We start from the raw sequence: 18,834 nt of genomic DNA on the forward strand, positions 1-18,834 counted from the left end.
GCAGAATGTGACAGCGAATCGTGCAAGAGCCGACGATCACACTAGGTAGACCTTGCGCCACTCGATAGGATCGCCGCCGAGAGCAACGGGGTGATCACCTCTGTCCAGAGTGTTCAGAGGTTTTGGTGGGGGCGGCAGGGTGTGCGGCCGCATCATCCGCTATTGCCGGCCGGGCTTCCGTGAGGGAGTTCGACACCGGTCGATCAGTCCTGCGCTCGAACAGCCGGAACTTTCCACGCCCGAGTTACTCCCCTTCCCCAGGAGTGCGTTGTGATTTCCCGTTCCCGCCGTCTCGTGACGGCGTTGTTGTGCGTCCTTTCGCTGGCAGGCGTGACCGCCCTTTCGGCTTGTTCCGACAGCACGGCCGCTTCCGGCACCAAGGTCACGATCGGTTACAGCGCCTGGCCGGGCTGGTTCCCGTGGGCGGTGGCCCAGGAGAAGGGCCTCTTCGAGAAGAACGGCGTGAACGTCGACCTGAAGTGGTTCGACAGCTACACCGAGAGCATCAACGCCCTCTCCTCCGGCGCGATCGACGCGAACAGCCAGACCCTGAACGACACGCTCGCGTCGGTCAGCGGTGGCGCGAAGCTGTCGGTCGTGCTGGTCAACGACAACTCGACCGGCAACGACAAGGTCATCGCCCGCCAGGGGATCACCAGCGTCGCCGACCTCAAGGGCAAGAAGGTCGCCGTCGAGCAGGGCACGGTCGACCACTACCTGCTGCTGCTCGCGCTGCAGGAGGCGAAGCTGACCGAGAAGGACATCGAGCTGGTCCCGCTGCTGACCGACGCCGCCGCGGCCGCGTTCGTCGGCGAGCAGGTCGACGCCGTCGCCGCCTTCGCGCCCTTCACCACGAAGGCACTCGAGCGCCCGGGCAGCCGCGCGATCGCGACGTCCGCCGAGTTCCCCGGCGCCATCCCCGACCACCTGGTCGTCTCCGAGCAGATGTCGAAGGAGCGCAAGAAGGAGGTCCAGGCGCTGGTGAACACCTGGTTCGAGACCATCGAGTGGATCAAGCAGAACCGGGACGAGGCCGTGCGGATCATGGCCAAACGCGGCGCGGTGTCGATCGAGGAGTACAAGACCTACGACGCGGGCACCACGATCTTCACCAAGCAGCAGAACCTCGACGCGTTCACCCCCGGCGTCACCCCCGCCCACCTCAACTTCCAGGCGGGCAAGATCGCCGAATTCATCGTCTCCAACGGCCTCGCCCAGAGCAGGCCGAACTTCGACGGGCTGTTCGACGACCAGTACGTGAAGGCGGTGAAGTGAGCGCCACGGACGCGTCGGGGCGGGCCGCTCAGCGGACGGACGCCGCGGACGAGGCCGAAGCGCGCCGCCTCGACGACGAACAGCGGCTCGCCGAGGCGCAGGAGGAGCGGCGCGGCACGCGACCGGACTGGTCGCCGCTGCCCCGCCGGGCAGGCCTCAAGCCGAACGCCTCGCCGCTGCTCTCGCTCCGGACGCCGATCCCCGCGCGCTGGCGGTGGGCGCTGGCGGTGGCCTCGTTCGTGATCCCGCTGCTGGTCTGGGTGACGCTCAACGCGCTGGGCACGATCAAGCCGATGTTCCTCCCGACGCCGGTCGCGGTGTTCGACGCGCTGCTGAAGATGATCGAGTCGGGCGAACTGTTCAGCGACCTCTGGGCCACCACCCAGCGGGTGCTGCTCGGGTTCGGGCTCGCGGTGCTCGTCTCGGTGCCGCTCGGCATCGTGATGGGGACGTTCGACGCGGGGCTGGCGCTGTTCGAGCCGGTCATCGCGATGCTGCGCTACCTGCCGGCGAGCGCGTTCATCCCGCTGCTGATGATCTGGCTCGGCCTCGGCGAACCGTCGAAGGTCGCCGTCCTGTTCCTCGGCACGGTCTTCTTCAACACGCTGATGACCGCCGACGCCGTCCGCGGGGTACCGCGTTCCCTGATCGACGTGTCCTACACGCTCGGCGCGCGGCGCGGCGAGGTCCTGCGCAAGGTGATCGTCCCGCACGCGCTGCCCGGCATGATCGACGCGACCCGCGTCAACGCCGCGGCCGCGTGGAACTTCGTGGTGGTCGCCGAGCTGATCAACGCCACCGCCGGGCTCGGCCTGCGGATCATGCGGGCGCAGCGGTTCACCCAGACCGACCGGATCTTCGCGCTGCTGATCGTGATCGGCCTGCTCGGGCTGGTCATCGACATCGCCTTGCGGCTCCTGCGGGCCAGGGTCGGGAAGTGGGCGGCATGACGCTTCAGCTGAAGGCCGTCGCCAAGGACTACACGGTCCGCGGCAAGACCACCCGGGCGCTCGACGGGATCGACCTCGACGTCGCTCGCGGCGACTTCGTCTGCGTCGTCGGCGCGAGCGGGTCCGGCAAATCGACCCTGCTGTCGCTGATCGCGGGACTGACCGAACCGACCGACGGCCTGATCACCCTCGACGGTGACGCGGTGACCGGGCCCGGCCCGGAACGCGGGCTGGTGTTCCAGCACGGCGCGCTGTACCCGTGGCGCACCGTGGAGGGCAATGTCGCGTTCGGGCTCGAACTGCTGAGCCTCGACAAGGCCGAACGCGCACGCCGCGTCGACTGGTATCTCGACGAGACCGGGCTCGATCACCTGCGGAAGTCGTTGCCCAAACAGCTTTCCGGCGGGCAGAAGCAGCGGGTCGCGATCGCGCGGGCGCTGGCGTGCGAACCCGACGTGCTGCTGCTGGACGAGCCTTTCGGCGCGCTGGACGTCCAGACCAAAGAGGACATGCAGGTCCTGATCCGCCGGATCTGGACCGACACGCACACCACCGTGCTGATGGTGACCCACGACGTCGAAGAGGCCGTGTTCCTCGGCCGCCGCGTCGTGGTGCTGGCCTCGGATCCGGGCCGGGTGGCCGCCGACATCGTGGTCGACCTGCCCGCCGAACGCGACCTCGCGGTCAAACGCGCGCCGGAGTTCGTCGCGCTGCGCGCGTCCATCGAAGACCTCGTCCGGGAACAGCACCGCGGACACCTCGGGCGGAGCCGGGGAGAAAGGTGACCATGAGGCACGAGAAGACCCGGCCCGAACGCGGGTCGCGGTCCGGATTGCTCGGCAGGCTCGGCATCCGGGGCAAGCTCAACCTGCTCTTGATGCTGCCGCTGACCGCCGTGGTCCTGGTGTCGGTGCCTTACGTCGCCGGGGAGATCGACGACGCCCGGTCCGCCCGCATCACCGCCGACGTCGCGTCGCAGGCCCGCGCGCTCGGCACGCTCGCCTGGGAACTGCAGCGGGAACGGCTGCTGACGGCGCACTACATCGCGTCTTCGTCGGCGAGCAGTTCGGCGATGCTGAAGCAGCAGACCGTCGTCGCGGACACGGTGAACCAGGTGCGTTCGCAGCTGAGCGCCGACGCGCCGGAAGAACTCGCGGCGGCGCTGGTGCGCATCGGATCGCTGAACGAGATCCGGGAGAACGCGCTCCGGCGCGGCGCCTCACTCGACAGCGTGGCGCGGACGTATCACGCGGTGATCGACGCGGTCATCAACTCGCTCCGCCTGGTTCCGCAGCAGACCAGTGACGCGGAAGGCACCCGGCAGCTGACCGCGCTCGACGCGCTGCTGCGCGCGAACGAGGAGAACTCGTTGCGCGGTATGGCGTTGATCATCGTGCTGGTCACCCCCGAAGCGGGCACGCCGGTGCTGGCCGACGCGAAACAGCAGTCGTCGCTGTTCCTCGAACGGTTCGTGCAGCAGGCCGACGTCGCCCAGGCCACTCAGGTCGTCGCGGTGGAGCAGGGCGAGACGGGCCGCCGGGTCGACGCGCTGGAAGCCAGGCTCCCGGAGGCCCGCGGCCCGCAGGCCGTGCAGAGCCTGCTGCCGGACATCCTCGGCGCCGTCGACGCCCAGTCGAACCAGCGGCGCCTCGCCCAGGACGCGGTCACCACCGGCATCACCGACGCGGCGACCGCGCGAGCCGACGCGGCGCAGAACCTGGCGTGGACGATCGGTATCGGCGCCGGGGTGCTGTTCCTGCTGGTCGGTGGTCTCGCGATCGCGGTCAGCCGGTCGATCGCGGATCCGCTGCGGAAGCTGACCACGGCGGCGACGTCGGTCGCGGACCTCGCGAGCACCGAACTGGTCCGCGTCACCGACACCGAGCAGGCCGAAGAACTCGCGCCGCGGCTCGCCACCATCGACGTGTCCTCACAGGACGAACTCGGCAAACTGGCCGAGGCGTTCAACCGGGTGCAGGCCACCGCGGCCGAACTGGTGGAACGGCAGGCCGTCACGCGGCGCAACGTCGGCCTCATGTTCGCCAACGTCGCGAAGCGCACGCAGAACCTGGTGGGCAGGCAGCTCGCGCTGGTCGACGAACTGGAGCGCAACGAGCAAGACGTCGCCCTGCTGGCCAGCCTCTACCGGCTCGACCATCTCTCCACCCGGCTGCGCCGGAACGCGGACAACCTCCTCGTCGTGTCGGGGAACCGTGACGAGGCAAGGATTTCCGGTCCGATCGAGCTGTCGACGGCGCTGCGTTCGGCGCTCGCGGAGATCGAGGACTACCAGCGCGTGCGGCTCGGTTCGATGGGCGACGTCCTGTTGTCGTCGCCCTTCGGCTCCGATCTGGTGCTGATCTTCGCCGAGCTGCTGGAGAACGCCACGTCGTTCTCGCCACCGGAGTCCTTTGTGGATGTCGGAACGAAGATCCTGCCCGACGGCTCCTGCCTGATCGTGATCGTGGATCAGGGCATCGGCATGACCGCGGAACGGCTCGCCGAGGAGAACCGGCGGCTGGTCGAACGCGAACGGCTCGAACTGGCGCCGACCAGTGTGCTCGGGCTGTTCGTGGTCGGACGGCTCGCGCGGCGGCACGGGCTCAAGGTCGAGCTGACCGAGACCGAGCCGGGAGCGGGGATCACCGCGCGGCTCACCGTCCCGCCGAACCTGCTGACCTACCGGCCACCCACACCGAAGTCCGTCCCCACGCCGCCGGTGTGGCCGACGGCGGAACCGAGTGAAGAGCCCGAGCCGCGGCAGAAGGCGGCTCCGAGCGAGCCGCCGACGCTGGCGATCGCCGGGATGATCCCGCGCGACGGCATGCGTCCCAAGGACTTCCGGTGGTTCCGCAAGACCGATGGGGAGATCGCCGAACCCGCGCCGGCTCCGGTGCCCGAATCCGCGCCCGTGTACCAGGCGCCCGCGCCGACGCTCACCGCCGCCGATTCCGGCGAGACTCGCGGCGGGCTGCGGCGGCGGGTCAAGGGCGCGCAGCTCCCCGGAGCCCCCGAAGCGCCTTCGCGGCAGAAGTCCAGGCATGATCCAGAAGCGGCCAAGGCGGCCTTCGACGGCTTCGAGGCCGGGCTCGCGAAGGCCACCGCGCCGCCGGCGGCCGCCCCGGCGCCGATGCCGACCCCGACACCGGTGCCCGCCGCCTCGCGCGGCGGTCTCACCAGAAGGGTCCCCGGCGCGCAACTGGCGCCGGGGCTCGCGAAAGGTCCGGCCGCGCGGCACCAGACCGCGCGGGCGGCGCTGAACACCACCAAGCCCAAGGGCATGCGTGACCCCGAGGCCGAGCGTGCCGCGTTCGACGCCTTCAGTGACGGGTTGGAGAAAGCCGTCAACCCGGAGATGCAACAGAGAGAGAAGAGCAAGAGATGACGACCGGAGTCAGCGTCGAAGCCCGGAACTTCAACTGGTTGGTGACGCGCTTCGCGCAGAACACGGCGAGCGCGATGGGCGCGATCGCCGTCTCGGCCGACGGCCTGCTGATCGCGATGTCGTCCGAGCTGGAGCGGGCCAACGCCGACCGGCTGGCCGCGATCTGCTCGGCGATGCTCGGCCTCGCGCACGGCGTCTCCGAGAGCCACCCGCTCGGCTCACCCGACAAGATCATCATCGAGCTGGAACAGGGCTATCTCCTGGTCTGCACGATCAGCATCGGGTGCTCGCTCGGCGTGCTCGCCACCAAGCAGGCCAGCCTCGGCACGATCGCCTACGAGATGGCGATGTTCGCCAACCGCGCGACCGAGGTACTCACCCCCGCGCTGATCGAGGAACTCAAGAAGAGCGTCGGCAGCTGAACTGACGAGGGGACAAGGGAATGAGCGACGACCAGGTACCTCAGCCGCGGGGCGCCGAACAGGGCATCTCGCCGCTACGCCCGTATCTGCTCACCGCCGGCCGCGCGCAGCCGGTGGACGGCACGCTCGAAATCGAGGCTCAAGTGCTCACGAGCAGGCTCGGCGCGGCTTCGCACGCGAGGCTGACCTTCGAACGACGGGAGATCGTTTCCCTTTGCCGGGAAACGAAATCCGTCGCCGAAGTGGCGGCGATGCTCGGCCTGCACATCGGCGTGGCCAGGGTGCTCGTGGCGGATCTCGCCGCACTCGGCTACGTCGTGCTCCGTCGCCCCGCCGGAGCCTTCACCCAGGACCTCGGCATGATCGAAAGGGTCATTCGTGGACTCGAAGCAATTCGCTGAACCGGCGCCCGCCAAGCCGCCGACACCGGTCAAGATCGTCATCGCGGGCGGGTTCGGGGTCGGCAAGACGACCACCGTCGGCGCGATCTCCGAGATCAAACCGCTGACCACCGAGGCCGCCATGACCTCGACCGGCGCGGCCGTCGACGGCACCGGCGGGAACGTGCCGTCGAAGACCACCACCACGGTGGCGCTGGACTTCGGCTGCATCACCATCGACGAAGAGGTGAAGCTGTACCTCTTCGGCACGCCGGGACAGGACCGGTTCGGGTTCATGTGGCACGACCTGGTGCTGGGCGCGCTCGGCGCGCTCGTCATCGTCGACACCCGGCGGCTCGACGACTGCTATCCGGCCGTCGACTACTTCGAGAAGGCGGGATTGCCGTTCGTGGTCGGGGTGAACGTCTTCGACGGCTCGCTCAAGCACGACCTCGAAGACGTGCGCTGGGCCCTCGCGGTGGGCGAGGACGTCCCGCTGATCACCTTCGACGCACGAGCTCGGCTTTCGGTCCGCGACGCACTGCTGGCCGTCCTGCACAACACCTTCCGGCGGGCGTCCGCCGCCTCCTGATGCATTTAGTCCTCTGAATGCGGTACTTGCGTGTGCAAGGACCGCATTCAGAGGACTGAACGCGGGGTCAGCCGGGCCGGGTGATCGCGGCGAGCATCAGGGCCCGGAGTTCGGCGGCGACGTCGGCGACCGGCAGCGGCGGGGTATGCGCCTGCCACTCGCGCAGCAGACCGGTCGCCGCGCCGACGAGCGCGATCGCCGTCAGGCGGTAATCGCGATCCGGCGCCACCCCGTGCGCGGCGGCGTGCCGGGCCTCGGTTTCGATGAAGGCGGCCCACCGGTCGACCCATTCCTGGTGCTGCGCCTCCAAAGCGGCACTCACGCCGACGGCCTCGACGTAGTTCAGCCTCGGCATCCGGGGATCCGACGTCACCGTGCTGACGAAGACGTCCAGCAGCGTCCCGATCCGGGTGACCGCGTCGGCGCCCTCCAGCCGTTCCAGGGTGCCGGTGACGTGCTCCAGCGCGAGCGCGTTGATGCGCTCGTGCAGGGTGAGCAGCACCTGCTCCTTGCCCTCGAACTCCTCGTAGAAGTTCCGCGTCGAGACGCCGGCGCGGGTGCACAACTCGGTGATCTTCGCCTGCCGGTAACCCGTCGAGGTGAACAGGTCCAGGGCAGCCGAGAGCAGGCGTTCACGCCGCTCGGCGCGCCGTTGCTCGGGCGCGACCCCGCCGTAGGTGCGGGCCACTCGACCTCCCCCGATTCGGTAACAGGGATTGCCAGATGCTAGCAACACCGCCTACATTGCGAAAATCTCAATTACCAAACTGGAGGCAACGGTGCTTCGGACAGTTCTGGTCTCAGCCCTCGCAGCCACCCTGATCGGCGCGCCCGCCGCGCAAGCCGCGCCGAGCGCGCCCGGGGACCTGGTCGACTACAAACAGGTCATCGCCACCGCCCCGGCGAAGGCCTGGAAACTCCACTACCGCTCCACCTCGGCGACGGGACAGCCGAACACGGTGTCGGGCATCCTGCTGGTCCCGCACACGCCGTGGACGAAGGGCGCCCGCCCTCTGGTCAGCTACGCCGTCGGCACCCACGGCCTCGGCGACCGCTGCGCGCCGTCGACCCGGCTGACGAACGGGTCCGAGAACGAAGTCCTCCTGATGAGCCAAGCGCTTTCGCGCGGCTGGGCGGTCGTCGTGACCGACTACGAGGGCCTCGGCACCCCGGGCACGCACACCTACGCCGTCGGCCAGTCCGAAGGCCGGGCCGTCCTCGACGCCGCCCGCGCCGCCTCCCGTGTCCCTGAAGCGGGCCTCTCCAAAACCGGTCCGGTCGGCGTTTTCGGTTACTCACAAGGCGGTCAGGCCGCGGCTTTCGCCGGTGAACTCCAGCCGTCCTACGCGCCCGACGTCAATCTGGTCGGCGTCGCGGAAGGCGGTGTCCCGGCGGATCTGAACGCGGTCCTGAAGTTCAACGACGGCGGGCCGGCGTTCGGCCTGGTGCTCGGTGCCGCCGTCGGCTACGCGACCGCGTATCCGGAACTGCCGTTCACCGAGGTGCTCAACGCGAAGGGCGAGAGGGCCGTCGCGAAGGTCAAGGAAGCGTGCACCGTCGAACTCGGCGCGGCGGCGCCTTTCGCGCGGCTCAACGACTTCACGACCGTGCCGAACGTGTCGTCGGACCCGCGCTGGCAGGCCCGGCTCGGCGAGAACCTGGCGGGCAAGACCAAACCCGGCGCGCCGGTCTTCCTGTACCACGCGTCGCTGGACGAACTGATCCCGCTTTCGGTCGGCAAGGGCCTGCTCGACCGCTACCGCGCCCTCGGCGCCGACGTCACCTGGCAGGAGTTCCCGCTGCTGGAACACATCGGTGGCGTCGCGGCGGGCGGTCCGGTCGCGATGACCTGGCTGGGCACGAAGTTCTGACGGGGAGTCGGTCCGTGAAGGCCTCCTTCACTACTTTCAGGGTAGGGAAGGAGGCCTTCACGGACATTCGAACCCCCGGAGCGCGGTCACGGCGTCCGGCGCCAGCGATGTCGTGAGCGTTCCACCCGCGGCCAAAGGCGTTCGCGACCACCACTCCCCCGAGGCGGCACGCGGCACCGGTCCGCCCACGACCAGATCGGTCGCCAGTACCCGGCGCCCGGCCAGGTGCGCCAGGCTGGAGTCCAAAGTGGAATCCCCAATCTCCAGCGTCTGCCGCAGCACTGGTATTTCACCTCGCGTCACGTGCTGCGTGGTCACCAAAGAACCCGGCCGTTCACCCGCCCGCCCGAGCACCAGCACCTCGCGCGTGTGCAGGTAGGCCTCCGACGCCAACGAGGCCAGGAACACGGCGGTGTGCCGCGCGCGAGCGGTCACCACGGTCGGCTCCGGCAAGTACTCAAAAGACCCACCGTCGTCCACGGCAACGTCCACAAGGGACGAACTCGCCTCACCGTGCGGTCCCGGCAACGCGATGGTCGCCGCGACACCGGAAAGCCGCAGCGAAGCCCCGGCACCGACGCGGATCGTCAGCTTCAGCTCGTCGCCACCCAAGGGCGAAGTCGCCGAATTGACCAGGTGCACCACCGCCGTCGCACCGGTGCCCCGTTTGGGAAGCAGCGTGAGCGGCGCCATCGAGCGCAGCTCACGCAGTACGGTCCGGCCGCCCTCGAAGCGGGCGGTCAGCCGCGCGTGCGCCTTCACCCCGCGCGGACCGGGAGCAGCGAGCGGACCCAGTCCGCCACCGCCGGCGCGTTCGGGGTGTCCACAAGGGACTGCGTGATCACCGGCAGCTCGCCCCGCATCCGGTGCGCGTCCGAGGTCATCACGTCCATGTCCGCGCCGACCAGATGCGCGATGTCGATCTTGTTGATCACCAGCAGATCCGCCGTCGTCACGCCCGGCCCGCCCTTGCGCGGCACCTTGTCGCCACCGGCGACGTCGACCACGAACACCTGGCTGTCGGCGAGTCCCCGGCTGAACACCGCGGTGAGGTTGTCCCCGCCGCTTTCGATGATCACCAGGTCCAGTCCCGGGAACCGCTCCTCCAGGCGTTCGACCGCGTCGAGGTTCGCGGTGATGTCGTCACGGATCGCGGTGTGCGGGCACGCGCCGGTCTGCACGGCCTCGATCCGCTCCGGGTCGAGCACCCCGGCCTTGCGCAGGAAGTCGGCGTCTTCGGTGGTGTAGATGTCGTTCGTGACGACGGCGAGGTTCACCTCGTCGCCGAGCGCCCGGCACAACGCCGCGGTGAGCGCGGTCTTCCCGCTCCCCACCGGCCCGCCGATCCCGATCCGGTACGCGCGCCCCGCGGTCGGCGCCTGCTCGTAGTGGTCGGGTTCCGCGGCGGTCGGGTCGAAGTTGACCGGATGCACATGTCCGTGACCGTGACCATGCTCAGCTGGCAAAGAGACGCACCTCTTCCTTGTGGTGCCGGGCGTGTGCCTCGGCGAACAGATCGAGCGCCGGTGAACCCGGCGCCGGGAGATCGGCCGGATCGTCGCCCGCGACCTCGGCCGCGCGCAGGGAAACGTCCCGGACCTCCTTCGCGAGACCGGCCACGACCGCGTTGACGGCGAACGGGTCGAGACCGAGCAGCCGCACGGCCGCGCTCGCGGGTCCGCTGATCGCGAGGTACGCCACCGCCATCGCGGCGTCGAAGGGCACCCCGATCAGCGCACCGGCCACCACCGGGTGATGCGGTCGCGGGGTTTCCTTCAACAGCCGCGAAAGCATCGGCGACGGCCACGCCGCCTTGCCCGCCCTGGCCGTCCCGCGGCCTTGCGCGCGCGACGCCTCCCGCTGCGCGAGCGAAGGCGTCCTGGCGTCGAGCTCGATGTCGAGCCGCCGCCAGTGTCCACTCCGGACGTTCCGCGCCGCCGCGTGCGCCGACGCGGCGGCGAACACCGCGGCCAGCGAACCGGCCGTGCGCAAGCGCCCGGAGAGGAACCCCGGCAGGTCGCGCTCGTGCGTGATCAGTTTCCGGGTGACGGCCTCTTCGAGCCCGCCGGAATGGACGTGCCCGCCCCCGGGGAACCGGGAGTCGGCCAAAATGATCGCTGAAAGATCCATCAGAACAAGAAGTATCGTTGCGCCATGGGCAGTTCGGTCACCGGCCGGGGCTCGATCAGCTCGCCGTCGACGTGCACGGCGAAGCTGTCCGGCTCCACCCGGATGTCCGGCGTCGCGTCGTTGAGCACCATGTCGGCCTTGCCCCGCGAGCGCGTGTCCGAAATCGGCACGAGCTTCCGCGCGATGCCGAACCGTTCCGCCACCCCGCTTTCCAGCGCTTCCGGCGCCACGAAATGGAAGCTGCTCGCGGCGGCGACCACCGGGGCCGCGCCGAACATCGGCCGCGCCAGCACCGGCTGCGGTGTCGGGATGGACGCGTTCGCGTCGCCCATCGCCGCCCACGCCGGGAATCCGCCCTTGAGCACCACCTGCGGCCGGACACCGAAGAACTTCGGCTCCCACAGCACGAGATCCGCGAGTTTCCCGACCTCCACCGAGCCGATCTCGTGGTCCATGCCGTGCGCGATCGCGGGATTGATCGTGTATTTGGCGACATAGCGACGAGCCCGCAGGTTGTCGGCCGCGCCGTCGCCGGGCAGGGCGCCGCGCCGCCGTTTCATCACGTGCGCGGTCTGCCAGGTCCGGATGATCACCTCGCCGATGCGGCCCATCGCCTGCGAATCCGAGCTCATCATGGAGATCGCGCCGAGATCGTGCAGGACGTCCTCGGCCGCGATGGTCGTCGGCCGGATCCGGCTTTCGGCGAACGCCAGGTCCTCGGGTACCGACGGGTTCAGGTGGTGGCAGACGACGAGCATGTCCAGGTGCTCGTCGAGGGTGTTCGCGGTGTGCGGCCGGGTCGGGTTCGTCGACGACGGCAGGATATTGGGCAGCCCGGCGACCTGGATGATGTCCGGCGCGTGCCCGCCGCCCGCGCCTTCGGTGTGGTACGCGTTGATCGAGCGGCCGCGGATGGCGTCCACTGTGGACTCCAGGAAGCCCGCTTCGTTCAGGGTGTCGGTGTGGATCGCCACCTGGACCCCGGATTCGTCGGCCACGGTCAGGCAGGCGTCGATCGCGGCCGGGGTGCTGCCCCAGTCCTCGTGCAGTTTGAACCCGCCCGCGCCGGCGGCGAGCTGTTCGCGCAGCGCCTCGTGCCGGACGGTGTTCCCCTTGCCCAGCAACAGGACGTTGACCGGCTGGCCGTCCATCGCCTGCAGCATCCGGCCGAGGTTCCACGCGCCGGGCGTGACGGTGGTGGCCTTGCTGCCTTCGGCCGGGCCGGTCCCGCCGCCCACGAGGGTGGTGAGGCCGGACGCCAGCGCGGTCTCGGTCAGCTGCGGGCAGATGAAGTGGACGTGGCAGTCGATCCCGCCCGCGGTGAGGATCTTCCCGTTGCCGGACAGCACCTCCGTGGACGGGCCGACGACCAGCGCCGGGTCCACACCGTCCATGGTGTCCGGGTTGCCCGCTTTGCCGATCCCGACGATCCGGCCGTCGCGGACGCCGACGTCGGCCTTGACGATCCCCCAATGGTCCAGGATCACGGCGCCGGTGATGATCAGGTCAGGCGCGCCTTCGGCCCGGGTCGCCATCCCCTGGCCCATGGATTCGCGGATGACCTTGCCGCCGCCGAACAGCACTTCGTCGCCGCTGCCGGACGGACCCATACTGCGGTCTTCGGTGACTTCGATCAGCAGATCGGTGTCCGCGAGGCGGATCCGGTCGCCGGTCGTCGGGCCGAACAGTTCGGCGTACCGCTCGCGATCGATCGACGGCATCAGGACTCCATCCGCAATCCGGGCACCGCGCGGTTCCCGGCCAGCGGGACGAGGTCGACTTCGCGTTCGACGCCCGGCTCGAACCGCACCGATGTCCCCGCGGGCACGTCGAGACGATGTCCTCGCGCGGCTTCGCGATCGAATTCGAGCCCCGGATTCACCGCCGCGAAATGGTAGTGCGATCCGACCTGGACGGGCCGGTCGCCGAGGTTCCGCACGAGCAGCCGGACCCGCGGCCTGCCCGGGTTCAGCTCGACCGGCACCTCGCCGGTGATGATCTCCCCTGGTCGCACTCGCGGCCCTCCCTAAACGATCGGGTCGTGCACGGTGACGAGCTTCGTGCCGTCCGGGAAAGTGGCTTCGACCTGCACGGAATCGACCATCTCCGGTACTCCGTCCAGCACCTGCGCCCTGGAGAGCACCGCGCGGCCGCTCGCGACGAGTTCGCTCACCGTCCGGCCGTCACGGGCACCTTCGACGACGTGGTCGGTGATCAGCGCGACCGCTTCGGGGTAATTCAGCAGGACCCCGCGTTCCAGGCGTTTGCGAGCCACGTCCGCCGCGACGTGGATGAGCAGTTTGTCCCGCTCCTGGGGGCTCAGGTGCATGGGAAAGGTCTATCACCGGAAACCGCCCGCCGCCGGTTCTCGAAACACAGGATTTACGTCGGCGTCCGGTACACGGAAAGTGAACGACACCGTAACTCTTCGCGTACGAGGCCCGATTTCACTGAATCGTTCTCGTAATCGTGACCGAAAGCACCACATCTTTCGATTGCCCCGGGCCGCGACGTGGAGCAAAGTTTGTCCATCCGTGCGATGAGGCGCGCCTTCGCTGCGTGCATCCCGTCCACGCATGAAACACAAAGCCGGGGAATGCGCATCGAAAGGTTTCACCACAGTGAGTACCTCCACGATCAGCACCAAGCCGTCCGACCAGGTCGACGACGGTTTCCGACCGGGTCTCGAAGGTGTGGTCGCCTTCAAGACCGAAATCGCCGAGCCCGACCGTGACGGTGGCGCGCTGCGCTATCGAGGTGTCGACATCGAGGATCTCGCCGGCAAGGTGACCTTCGGCGACGTCTGGGGTCTTCTCGTCGACAGCCGCTTCGGCCACGGGCTACCGCCCGCCGAGCCGTTCCCGCTGCCGGTGCACACCGGCGACGTCCGCGTCGACGTCCAGGCCGCGCTGGCCATGCTCGCCCCCATCTGGGGCTACCGGCCGCTGCTCGACATCACCGACGACGAAGCGCGTGACCAGCTGGCCCGCGCCTCGGTGATGGCGCTTTCGTACGTCGCCCAGTCCGCTCGCGGCATCGGGCAGCCCGCCGTCCCGCAGACCCGGGTCGACGAGGCGAAGTCGATCACCGAGCGGTTCATGGTCCGCTGGCGCGGCGAGCCCGACCCGGCCCACGTCAAGGCCATCGACGCCTACTGGGTCTCGGCCGCCGAACACGGCCTCAATGCCTCCACCTTCACGGCCAGGGTCATCGCCTCGACCGGCGCCGACGTCGCCGCGGCGCTGTCCGGCGCGATCGGCGCCATGTCCGGCCCGCTGCACGGTGGCGCGCCGGCGCGGGTGCTGCCGATGATCGAAGAGGTCGAGAAGACCGGTGACGCGGTCGGCCTGGTCAAGGGCATCCTGGACCGCAAGGAACGGATGATGGGCTTCGGGCACCGCGTGTACCGCGCGGAGGACCCGCGGGCGCGCGTGCTGCGCCGGACCTGCCAGGAACTCGGCGCGTCGCGCTACGAGGCTGCCGCGGAGCTGGAGCAGGTGGCGCTGAAGGAGCTGCGTGAGCGGCGTCCGGACCACCCGATCGAGACCAACGTCGAGTTCTGGGCGGCCGTGATCCTGGACTTCGCCCAGGTACCGCCGCATATGATGCCCGCGATGTTCAGCTCGGCGCGCACCGCCGGCTGGGCCGCGCACATCCTGGAGCAGAAGAAGACCGGGCGCCTGGTGCGGCCGTCGGCCAAGTACGTCGGGCCGGAGCCGCGCAAGCCGGAGGACGTCGAAGGCTGGGACCTGGTGGTCAAGCAGTCCTGACGCGCGCTATGAAAGGTCCTTTCCTTGCAAATTTTGCCAGGAAAGGACCTTTCCTGGCATCTGCGGGACCGAAGAATCGTGGGCCGCGGTCGCCGACAGCATGGCCGTGAGCTGATCGACCAGCCAGCCGTCCAGCACCTCGCGCGGTACGGCCCGCTCCTGCAGCCAGCTCAGCAGCGAGCCCTCCACCACCGCGGTCCAGCAGCGCAACGTCAGCAGGAGCATCGGCGAGGGTTCCGGTACGGCCAGCGCGTCGAGGATGAGCTCGACCGCGCGGTTGCGGACCTCGTCGATCGCCGCGTCCGTCTCCGAGGTCGCGATCACCGAACCACTGCGCAACAGCGCGACATAACCCGCTCGGTAGTGATCGGCGACGTCGATCAGCCCGCGCACCGCGGCCCGCAGCCGGGTTTCGGGCGGGCCTTCCTCAAGCCCGGCCAAGCCGTCGATAAGACCTTCGGTGACCGTCTTCAACGCCTCGACCTGCAGTTCCCGCAGGCTGGAGAAGTACCGGTAGAACAGCGGCCGCGAAACCTCGGCGCGGGCGATGATGTCGTCGACCGTGACGAGTTCGGGCGCGCGCGAACCGAACAGGTCCAGCGCGGCGCGGATCAGGTCCTCGCGGCGCGCTTCCGGCGACATCCGGCGAGGGCGTCTGGTCACGGGGTGACGTCCAGTTTCGCCGCGGCCCGCAGCAGTCCGGGGGTGAGCCGGGAGAGGACGAGCGCGGCCTTGGCCTCCGGCGTCGACGGCTGGATCGCCTTGTCCTTATCGACCGCGCGCAGGATGTCGCGCGCGACCTTCTCCGGGCCGAAACCGCGTTTCGCGTACAGCTTGCTGCTCGACTTCTGGCGCCGCTTCTGCTCGATCTCGTCGACGCCGACGAAACGGGTGGTGCTGGTGATGTTCGTGTTCACGATGCCGGGGCAGATCGCGGTGACGCCGATGTTTTCGGCGGCGAGCTCGGCCCGCAGGCAGACGCTCAACGTCAGCACGGCGGATTTCGTGGTGGCGTAGGCGGACAGGATCTTCGACGGCAGATAAGCGGCGGCCGAAGCGACGTTGACGATCTGTCCGCCTTCCGCCCGCTCGCGCATCTGCTCGGCGAAGACGCGGCAGCCGTGGATGACGCCCCACAGGTTGACGTCGATGAGGCGTTCCCAGTCCTTGACCGTCGTGTCGAGGAACGGGCCGGACAGGCCGATCCCCGCGTTGTTGACGACGATGTCCGGGACCCCGAACTCCTCCTTGACCTGCTGGGCGAACTTCTCGACCGCCTCGGCGTCGGAAGAGTCCACTGTGTATTCACCAACGGTGGCGCCCTTGTCCCGCAGGAGTTTCGCGGTATCCGCAGCGGCCGAGCCGTTGATGTCGGTGATGACCAGGTCGGCGCCCTTCTCCGCGAACGCGAGCGCGGTCGCGCGGCCGATCCCGCTGCCGGCGCCGGTGACCACGACGAGCTTGTGCGCGAAACCGCCGGACCGGGCACGCTTGAGCGCACGGCTCTCCTCGCCGCCTTCGACGTGGTCGATCAGCTCGGCGGTGGCGTCGGCGATCACCTGGGGCTTCTCACGGACCACCCAGTGCGTGCCGGCGATCCGGCGGATCCGGAGCTCCGGCGCCCAGCGCTCGATCTCGGTCTGCAACGGCGTGGTGACGAACTTGTCGCCGGTGGGCGCGAGCACCTGCACCGGGATCTCGGCCGGTCGCGGCCGTGGCCGGGAAAGGCGGGTGAACATGTTGGCGCGGTAGAGGTTGAGCCCGTACAGGCCGTCCGAAGTGGACGGCGCCGCGGCCGCAGGGTCCATCCGGCCGATGAGCGCGCTCATCGCGCCGGTGCGCCAGAGCACCTGCGGGATCAGTGGGATCTGGAAGCCGAGGATGTAGGTCGAATGCGCCCACTGGACGAGCGCGTTCTTGAGCCGTTTCGGGTTCGGGCGCAGCTGCGCGCGGAACCACGCGCCCGCGTGGTCGAGGCTCGGGCCGGAGATCGACGTGAAGGACGCCAGCCGTCCGCGCAGCCGTTCCCCGGTGACCGAATGCCAGGTCTGGATGGAGCCCCAGTCGTGCGCGAGCAGGTGGACCTTGCCGTCGGGCTGGACCTCGTCGACGACCGCGGCCAGGTCATCGGACAGCTGGTCCAGTTTGTAGGACCCGCGTCCTGAAGGCTTGTCCGAACGGCCCGCGCCGCGGACGTCGTAGACGACGACCCGGTAGCGGCGTTCCAGCAGGGCGGCGATGCCGTCCCACATGGAGCCGTTGTCCGGGTAGCCGTGAACGAGCACCACCGTGGGCGCGTCGTCGACGCCGGTCACCCGGACCGAGAGGCGGACACCGTCGCTGGCCGTCACCCACTTATGAGACATGATGTCATGTTAGACAACTTGTCAATAAGGCCGCTTTCTCAGTACCTCGCGACCGACGCTCCACAAGGTGTCGATCACGAGGACGAAGGTCCAGATCCGGCCGACGTTCAACAGCCAGTGACCACTCGAGTTCCAGTACCAGCCGGCTTCGTGCGCTTCACCGAACAAGGCTTCGACCGGCCAGCTGTAGCCGGCGAACGCCAGCGCCGTCTGCGCGACGACGTAGACCCCGACATGAACCGCCCAGTTCCGGAGCGGGTTCGCGCGCTTGTTCGGCTCCTCCGTCACCGATTCGGCCGCTTGCGGACTCTCCCCGACCGTGCGGGTGACCGGACTTTCCTTTTGTGACACCGTTTTTCGTGGTTCCACGGGAAACTCCGCAACTCCGACACGCCGTACGGCACCACGAACCACGAAGGATCCGAAGAGCAGGAGCGTCGCCGCGCCGAAGCAGGCGACACGCCATCCCGCGTCTGAACCGTAGAGCTGACCCGCCACGAAGGTGCCGATCGTCGCTCCGAGTAGCGTCGCGCTCTCGTAGATCCCCATCGCGCGGCCCAGACTGAGCCCGGCCGCCTCGGCGACCACCGCCTGCTCCACCGGGATGGCGGCCGCGAACGCCGCCGCGGACAGCACCCACATGATCGCGAGCACCGCCGGGCTCGGCGCGAAGGACAACCCGGCGGCGAAGACCGCGCTCGCCATCATCGCCAGCGCGAGCACCCGCGTCCGGCCGACCTTGCGGACGAAACCGTGCAGGTAGTCCGGCAGCAGGCTGTACACGATGAAGCCGGGGATGAACACCGCGGCGATCTCGCCGAGCTGCAGCTGATGCCCGCGTTGCAGATGCATCAGGAGCAACAGGGCGACCCCGGCCTCGGCCATCGCGGTCAACGCGACGAGCGCGAGCATCGGCCGCATCCGCTTGCCCAGTTGCAGCAGCCGCGGCGCGCCTTCTTCGCGCACGGGCGCGGACTTCGCGTTCAGCAGGACCACCGCTGCCACCGCGCAGGCCGCCGCGCCGAGCCAGAACACACCCCGGTAGTCGATCCAGGCGATGGCCGTCAGCGCGACCACGAACGCGATCCACGTTCCGCCGCCCTCGGCCGCGAACAACTTGCTGAACGCGCCGTCGTCCCTCGCGAGCCCCTCCCCCACACGGGCCCGCAACGCGACCCAGAACAGCGCGCCGCCCGCGCCGCCGAGAACCGCGGCCAGATAGGCGACCCCGATGCCCGGCGCCACCGCGTAGACCACAAAGGACAGTCCATAGAGGACCGCCCCGGCGGCCGCGATCCGGCCCCGGTCGAACCGGTCCGCGAGCGTGCCCGCGATCGGCCGGACCACGAACGACACCAGTGTCTCCAGCGCCGTCAGCGTCCCGACCTCGGCGGCCGACGCGCCGAGCTGACTCCCCACCCACAACGGCAGAAGGAAATCGAGAACCTCCGCCGGCCCCTTGGCCAGCGCGGCGGCGAGCTGATTCTCCTCCGACCGTCGTTTCTGTGCGACTTCGTCCACCCCAGTACCCCCTGTTCGGATACGACTGTATTCTAAAACGCGTTGGCCAGGCAAGGCGGGCCGGGTCAGGTGGGTCGTGGGGGGGGGTTTTGGGTTGGAACCCAAAAAACACCCCCCACCCCCCCCCCCCCAACACCCCCCCTCTTTCTTCCCCCCCCAAAACCCCCCGGCA

19 protein-coding genes are annotated in these 18,834 nt (G+C 69.2%); 9 read left to right on the forward strand and 10 right to left on the reverse strand.

All coding sequences use genetic code 11. The features are described from left to right. Positions 1-270 precede the first annotated feature (270 nt). From AC069I_RS14285 to AC069I_RS14315, 7 genes are read left to right on the forward strand one after another with little or no spacing between them, the layout of a single operon-like run. Positions 271-1,275 carry an ABC transporter substrate-binding protein gene (locus AC069I_RS14285; RefSeq protein ID WP_478225316.1) on the forward strand — a complete coding sequence of 335 codons (1,005 nt, stop codon included), beginning with the start codon at positions 271-273 and terminating at the stop codon, positions 1,273-1,275. After that, the gene (locus AC069I_RS14290) at positions 1,272-2,225 is read left to right on the forward strand and encodes an ABC transporter permease (RefSeq protein ID WP_478225315.1); all 954 of its coding nucleotides are present in this window, start codon (positions 1,272-1,274) and stop codon (positions 2,223-2,225) included. Before AC069I_RS14285 ends, AC069I_RS14290 begins: the two co-directional genes overlap by 4 nt. Further along, entirely contained in the window at positions 2,222-3,010 is a 789-nt protein-coding gene (locus AC069I_RS14295; RefSeq protein ID WP_340686623.1) for an ABC transporter ATP-binding protein, read from the forward strand. The genes AC069I_RS14290 and AC069I_RS14295 overlap by 4 nt, the downstream gene beginning before the upstream one ends. A gap of 2 nt (positions 3,011-3,012) precedes the next feature. Beyond that, positions 3,013-5,610, forward strand: coding sequence for a sensor histidine kinase (locus AC069I_RS14300; RefSeq protein ID WP_478265590.1), 2,598 nt, complete (start codon positions 3,013-3,015; stop codon positions 5,608-5,610). Continuing rightward, entirely contained in the window at positions 5,607-6,032 is a 426-nt protein-coding gene (locus tag AC069I_RS14305; protein ID WP_005156032.1) for a roadblock/LC7 domain-containing protein, read from the forward strand. The genes AC069I_RS14300 and AC069I_RS14305 overlap by 4 nt, the downstream gene beginning before the upstream one ends. 20 nt (positions 6,033-6,052) lie before the next feature. Continuing rightward, on the forward strand, positions 6,053-6,433 hold the full coding sequence (locus AC069I_RS14310; protein WP_034308529.1) for a DUF742 domain-containing protein: 381 nt from the start codon (positions 6,053-6,055) through the stop codon (positions 6,431-6,433). After that, positions 6,411-7,004 carry a GTP-binding protein gene (locus tag AC069I_RS14315; protein ID WP_478265591.1) on the forward strand — a complete coding sequence of 198 codons (594 nt, stop codon included), beginning with the start codon at positions 6,411-6,413 and terminating at the stop codon, positions 7,002-7,004. The genes AC069I_RS14310 and AC069I_RS14315 overlap by 23 nt, the downstream gene beginning before the upstream one ends. A 67-nt stretch (positions 7,005-7,071) precedes the next feature. On the opposite strand, the gene AC069I_RS14320 is transcribed toward AC069I_RS14315, so the two are convergent. Continuing rightward, a complete protein-coding gene (locus tag AC069I_RS14320) occupies positions 7,072-7,692 on the reverse strand; it encodes a TetR/AcrR family transcriptional regulator (protein ID WP_478225314.1) in 621 nt (206 codons plus the stop codon). 91 nt (positions 7,693-7,783) lie between these two features. Here AC069I_RS14320 and AC069I_RS14325 point away from each other — a divergent pair, with 91 nt between their 5' ends. Then, the gene (locus AC069I_RS14325; RefSeq protein ID WP_478225313.1) at positions 7,784-8,875 is read left to right on the forward strand and encodes a lipase family protein; all 1,092 of its coding nucleotides are present in this window, start codon (positions 7,784-7,786) and stop codon (positions 8,873-8,875) included. 57 nt (positions 8,876-8,932) lie between these two features. On the opposite strand, the gene AC069I_RS14330 is transcribed toward AC069I_RS14325, so the two are convergent. Genes AC069I_RS14330 through AC069I_RS14355 form a run of 6 tightly spaced genes read right to left on the reverse strand, consistent with a single transcriptional unit; the run spans position 8,933 to position 13,334 of the window. Further along, positions 8,933-9,637 carry an urease accessory protein UreD gene (locus AC069I_RS14330; protein ID WP_478265592.1) on the reverse strand — a complete coding sequence of 235 codons (705 nt, stop codon included), beginning with the start codon at positions 9,635-9,637 and terminating at the stop codon, positions 8,933-8,935. Further along, positions 9,634-10,341: an urease accessory protein UreG gene (gene ureG / locus AC069I_RS14335; RefSeq protein WP_037348019.1), complete on the reverse strand. Its 708-nt coding sequence runs from the start codon at positions 10,339-10,341 to the stop codon at positions 9,634-9,636. The genes AC069I_RS14330 and ureG overlap by 4 nt, the downstream gene beginning before the upstream one ends. Further along, positions 10,331-11,005, reverse strand: coding sequence for an urease accessory protein UreF (locus tag AC069I_RS14340; RefSeq protein ID WP_478235469.1), 675 nt, complete (start codon positions 11,003-11,005; stop codon positions 10,331-10,333). The genes ureG and AC069I_RS14340 overlap by 11 nt, the downstream gene beginning before the upstream one ends. Beyond that, positions 11,005-12,726: an urease subunit alpha gene (locus tag AC069I_RS14345; RefSeq protein WP_478235470.1), complete on the reverse strand. Its 1,722-nt coding sequence runs from the start codon at positions 12,724-12,726 to the stop codon at positions 11,005-11,007. The genes AC069I_RS14340 and AC069I_RS14345 overlap by 1 nt, the downstream gene beginning before the upstream one ends. Then, a complete protein-coding gene (locus AC069I_RS14350; RefSeq protein WP_478225309.1) occupies positions 12,726-13,019 on the reverse strand; it encodes an urease subunit beta in 294 nt (97 codons plus the stop codon). Before AC069I_RS14350 ends, AC069I_RS14345 begins: the two co-directional genes overlap by 1 nt. Before the next feature lie 12 nt (positions 13,020-13,031). Continuing rightward, complete coding sequence (locus AC069I_RS14355) at positions 13,032-13,334, reverse strand: urease subunit gamma (RefSeq protein WP_478265593.1); 303 nt, start codon at positions 13,332-13,334, stop codon at positions 13,032-13,034. Between the two features lie 292 nt (positions 13,335-13,626). On the opposite strand from AC069I_RS14355, the gene AC069I_RS14360 reads away from it, so the two are divergent. Beyond that, on the forward strand, positions 13,627-14,775 hold the full coding sequence (locus AC069I_RS14360) for a citrate synthase 2 (RefSeq protein WP_465529512.1): 1,149 nt from the start codon (positions 13,627-13,629) through the stop codon (positions 14,773-14,775). Between the two features lie 6 nt (positions 14,776-14,781). On the opposite strand, the gene AC069I_RS14365 is transcribed toward AC069I_RS14360, so the two are convergent. From AC069I_RS14365 to AC069I_RS14375, 3 genes are read right to left on the reverse strand one after another with little or no spacing between them, the layout of a single operon-like run. After that, positions 14,782-15,417 carry a TetR/AcrR family transcriptional regulator gene (locus tag AC069I_RS14365; RefSeq protein ID WP_478225541.1) on the reverse strand — a complete coding sequence of 212 codons (636 nt, stop codon included), beginning with the start codon at positions 15,415-15,417 and terminating at the stop codon, positions 14,782-14,784. A gap of 17 nt (positions 15,418-15,434) precedes the next feature. Next, complete coding sequence (locus AC069I_RS14370) at positions 15,435-17,126, reverse strand: SDR family oxidoreductase (protein WP_478265668.1); 1,692 nt, start codon at positions 17,124-17,126, stop codon at positions 15,435-15,437. Between the two features lie 36 nt (positions 17,127-17,162). Continuing rightward, on the reverse strand, positions 17,163-18,662 hold the full coding sequence (locus AC069I_RS14375) for an MFS transporter (RefSeq protein ID WP_478265594.1): 1,500 nt from the start codon (positions 18,660-18,662) through the stop codon (positions 17,163-17,165). Positions 18,663-18,834: the final 172 nt, after the last annotated feature.

The organism is Amycolatopsis sp. NPDC043885 (assembly GCF_056435685.1).

Excerpts from the sequence above, each read along its gene's own strand:
- AC069I_RS14295 (WP_340686623.1), top strand. The coding sequence starts at position 2,222 with ATGACGCTTCAGCTGAAGGCCGTCGCCAAGGACTACACGGTCCGCGGC.
- AC069I_RS14300 (WP_478265590.1), top strand. The coding sequence starts at position 3,013 with ATGAGGCACGAGAAGACCCGGCCCGAACGCGGGTCGCGGTCCGGATTG.
- AC069I_RS14305 (WP_005156032.1), top strand. The coding sequence starts at position 5,607 with ATGACGACCGGAGTCAGCGTCGAAGCCCGGAACTTCAACTGGTTGGTG.
- AC069I_RS14310 (WP_034308529.1), top strand. The coding sequence starts at position 6,053 with ATGAGCGACGACCAGGTACCTCAGCCGCGGGGCGCCGAACAGGGCATC.
- AC069I_RS14340 (WP_478235469.1), bottom strand. The coding sequence starts at position 11,005 with ATGGATCTTTCAGCGATCATTTTGGCCGACTCCCGGTTCCCCGGGGGC.
- AC069I_RS14345 (WP_478235470.1), bottom strand. The coding sequence starts at position 12,726 with ATGCCGTCGATCGATCGCGAGCGGTACGCCGAACTGTTCGGCCCGACG.
- AC069I_RS14355 (WP_478265593.1), bottom strand. The coding sequence starts at position 13,334 with ATGCACCTGAGCCCCCAGGAGCGGGACAAACTGCTCATCCACGTCGCG.
- AC069I_RS14365 (WP_478225541.1), bottom strand. The coding sequence starts at position 15,417 with ATGTCGCCGGAAGCGCGCCGCGAGGACCTGATCCGCGCCGCGCTGGAC.